Origin of the sequence: Microvirga tunisiensis (assembly GCF_009296175.1) — a bacterium.
Classification (GTDB): Bacteria; Pseudomonadota; Alphaproteobacteria; order Rhizobiales; family Beijerinckiaceae; genus Microvirga; species Microvirga tunisiensis.
In genome coordinates this window covers 1-3,709 of the sequence record NZ_VOSK01000492.1, presented here as the reverse complement: position 1 = coordinate 3,709, position 3,709 = coordinate 1, and the positions used below count along the sequence as shown (strand labels likewise).

Genomic DNA, 3,709 nt, shown 5'->3' with positions numbered 1-3,709 from the left:
TGCCAAACCAATCAACGAGCGAATCGCGTGGTTCTCAGGTATTTCGGAAGCCTTGTGCAGTATGCTTGTGCGGATTTCCGCGCTGGCTGCCTTCCCCGTGGCGAAATCTCGCACTAAGATCCGCCAATGGTTGGTCTGGAGAATGCGGTGGCAGAAGACGGCATCGACAAGGGCACCTTCCAGCATGCCCCATTGACGTTCCCGGGCAGATCGGCCGCCGGTCGATCTCTCTGGCTTGCGGTTTTGCTCGCGCTTCTTGGTGCGGCCCTCGGCTTTGTCGTCTTTGCAACGGGCCAGATCGCTGGCGCCAGAGCGGAGTATGCCCTACGCAACCGTGCGCTTGCCGCGCTCCCGCTTGTAGCCGACAGTTTGAAAGCGGACGTCGAGAAGCAGAGATTGATTCCGCTGATCCTGGCTCGCGACGGTGCGGTTCAGGAGATGTTTCGCAGTCCGAGCCCTGCCAAGGAAGCCGCGCTCGACGACAAGCTTCGCGGCATTGCCCGCGACGCCATGGCTTCCGTGGTCTATGTCATCAACACCGAGGGCATAGCGGTTGCTGCCAGCAACGCCGGCGAGCCGACCAGATTCGTCGGCAACGACTACCGCTACCGCCACTACTTCACCGAGGCGATGGCAAATGGCACGGCCACGCAATATGCGCTCGGCACGACCAGCGCGCGCCCGGGCCTATACCTGGCGAGCCGGGTTGATGGGTCGGAGGGTCCGCTCGGCGTGGTCGTGGTGAAGGTGGAGATCGACCGAGTCGAGTCGAGCTGGAGGGAGAGCGGCTTCGTGGTCTTCACGACGGATGAGCGCGGCGCTGTCCTTGCGACGAGCGTGCCCCAATGGCGTTTTGGCGCTCTCTCACCTCTTTCGGAAGAGGAGACGGAAACCACCCGCGATCGTCTGCAGCTATCAGACGCGACTTTCAAGCCGGTGCCGCTTTCCCAGCGTAGCGGCAACATGGTCGCCGCAAGTCCTGCGGGCAGATCAGCCGGCTTCGTTGCGGTTTCGCAGGATCTCGGCAAAGCAGTTCCGGGCTGGCGTCTGTCCCTGCTCATTCCTGCTGACGCTGAGATTTCATCGGCGGCCATAACGGGCCGCGTAACGACACTGCTTGCCCTCATTCTCCTTGGATTCGTCGTTTTCGTCATTGTCCGACGGCGGCGGGCGATCCGACAGCGGCAGGAAGCACTTGCACGCATGAATACCGAACTCGAGTACCGCGTCGATCTGCGGACGGCGGATCTCCGCCGCACGAACGAAGCGCTCGCCCACGAGATCGCCGAGCGCGAGAACGCCGAGGCGAGGGTGCGCCGCCTGCGCGATGAACTCGCCCAGGCGAACCGGCTGTCTATTCTTGGGCAGATCGCGGCCGGGGTCGCCCACGAGATCAACCAGCCGGTGGCAGCGATCCGAACGTATGCTGAAAATGCCGCGCGCCTTCTTCAGAACGGCCGGTCGCAAGACACCGCTGAGAATATGAGCTCGATCATCATCATGACCGGCAGGATCGGGTCAATTACAGAAACACTGCGGTCCTTCTCCCGCCGCGCGACCGGAGCGATATGGCCGTTACCAGCGGAAGAGGCGATTGATGGTGCGCTTTCGCTCCTGTCAGGCCGAATCCGCGATTCCGGGGTGATGATCGAACGAAAGCGGACCGACTCGTCTCCAATGGTGATGGCAAGCCGCATCCGGCTGGAGCAGATCCTCGTCAACCTTCTTCAGAATGCGCTCGACGCCTTGGAGCACCAAGCGGAGCCCCAGGTCGAGATCGCGCTCACCGCGAAGGAAGAAATGGTTGCCATTTCCGTTCGGGATAACGGTCCCGGCCTTGCCCCTGACATCCGCCGGAACCTTTTCATGCCGTTCACCACCAATAAGGAAAAAGGCCTCGGTCTTGGCCTGGTCATTTCAGAAGAGATCGCACGGGAGCTCGGCGGCTCATTGCGGCTTGATACGAACCATGAGAAAGGAGCTTCCTTCACGGTCGAACTGAGGCGTGCGGCATGAGTGCTGAAAAAGGACCAGTTATTTTTGTGGACGATGACGAGGATCTGCTACGGGCAGCCAAGCAGATGCTGGAGCTTGCCTGCTTCTTTCCGATCCTCTTCCGCTCGGCTGAGACCGCGCTCGCCAGGATAGATAAGGATTTCGAGGGTCCTGTAGTGAGCGACATTCGCATGCCCGGAATGAACGGACTCCAGCTCTTCGAGCGGGTGAAGGCGATCGACCCGGATATTCCAGTGGTCCTCATCACCGGGCATGGCGATGTCGAGTTGGCCGTTGCGGCCATCAAAGACGGCGCCTACGATTTCATCTCGAAGCCATATGCGACGGAGCGGCTTCTTGAGACGCTGCATCGTGCTTCGGAGAAACGGCACCTGGTTCTGGAAAACAGGCGTCTAAAGGACGCGGCCGCCCGATCTGCTGGCGATATGCCGCTCATCGGCGAGGCGCCGGCCATGAAGCGGCTGCGCAAAACGCTCCGCCAAATCGCCGATACCAATGTGGACGTTCTCGTGGAAGGCGAAACAGGCACCGGCAAGGAGGTGGTCGCCGAGCTGCTGCACCGGTGGAGCAAGCGGCGCACGAAGCCCTTTGTCGCACTGAATTGCGGCGCGCTACCGGAAAGTATCATCGAGAGCGAGCTTTTCGGACATGAGGCAGGCGCCTTCACGGGAGCGCAGAGACGCCGGATCGGGCGAATCGAGCATTCGAACGGTGGGACGCTCTTCCTCGATGAAATCGAGTCTATGTCGCCCCCGCTTCAGGTGAAGCTGCTCAGGGTGCTCGAAACCCGGCAGATCACGCCGCTCGGCACCAACGAAACTCGAAGCATCGACCTTCGTGTCGTCGCTGCGACGAAGGTCGATCTCGCCGATCCAGCGACCCGCAGGGATTTCCGGGAAGACCTCTATTTCCGGCTGAACGTAGTGAAGTTACGCATCCCACCGCTTCGCGAGCGCCACGAAGATATTCCGGCGCTTTTCGGCCATTTTCTGGAGCGCGCGTCCAAACGCTTCGGCCAGCCGGAGCAGGAGATGACCGCGGCCGTGCGCGACCATCTCATGGGCCACAATTGGCCCGGCAATGTTCGCGAACTCGTTCATTTCGCCGACCGGGTCGCCCTGGGGCTCGAACCGGCATTGGAAACCTTGGTTGTATCGACTGGAAAAAGCGGGGCTGCGCCAAGCCAAAGTCTTGCTGAAAAGGTGCGCCGTTACGAAGCAACTGTAATTCGGGAGGCCTTGCAGGAACATTGCGGCGATGTGCAACAAGTAATCGAAAAACTTAGAATTCCCCGTAAGACCTTTTACGATAAGCTGAAACGCCATGGGATAAGCTCGGCCGATTATCGAGAGGATCGCGAGTGTTCGAAAGCTTCTTGAACTTGCACATCGTGGAAGGGCTGCGATGATGTGTTGGCGTCAGCGCTCGTAATAGTTAAAGCACGCTTGTGTCGATTGCCACGCTATTTTGCCTCAATCCTTATCAGCTTCGATGCCGAAGGGAAGATAGCCTTCCGTCGCAAGGCCAAGCGGAGTGGCAATCATGCGGAGGCGGTATGGGAGCGCCTGAGATGTCCAATGGGCTCACATGGGGAAGTCATGAGGGACGCCTCCTGCAACAGCATCTCCCGCATCCAGATGCTTGCTGGATCAGTATTGTGAAAGGCCGGCCATTGTACGGCTTCGGTGAATGG

Annotated in this window: 2 protein-coding genes and 1 pseudogene; 2 read left to right on the top strand and 1 reads right to left on the bottom strand. The window is 60.0% G+C overall.

Annotation, left to right across the window (positions count from 1 at the left end; genetic code table 11):
• The first annotated feature begins 126 nt into the window (after positions 1 to 126).
• Positions 127 to 2,016 carry a sensor histidine kinase gene (locus FS320_RS39975; protein WP_152717985.1) on the top strand — a complete coding sequence of 630 codons (1,890 nt, stop codon included), beginning with the start codon at positions 127 to 129 and terminating at the stop codon, positions 2,014 to 2,016.
• Positions 2,013 to 3,395: a sigma-54-dependent transcriptional regulator gene (locus FS320_RS39970; RefSeq protein WP_152717983.1), complete on the top strand. Its 1,383-nt coding sequence runs from the start codon at positions 2,013 to 2,015 to the stop codon at positions 3,393 to 3,395. Before FS320_RS39975 ends, FS320_RS39970 begins: the two co-directional genes overlap by 4 nt.
• A 161-nt stretch (positions 3,396 to 3,556) precedes the next feature.
• On the opposite strand, the pseudogene FS320_RS39965 reads toward FS320_RS39970, so the two are convergent.
• A pseudogene (locus tag FS320_RS39965) lies at positions 3,557 to 3,709 on the bottom strand (LysR family transcriptional regulator); the annotation flags it as partial.

Coding starts and splice junctions, on each gene's coding strand:
- FS320_RS39970 (WP_152717983.1), top strand. CDS start 2,013: ATGAGTGCTGAAAAAGGACCAGTTATTTTTGTGGACGATGACGAGGAT.
- FS320_RS39975 (WP_152717985.1), top strand. CDS start 127: ATGGTTGGTCTGGAGAATGCGGTGGCAGAAGACGGCATCGACAAGGGC.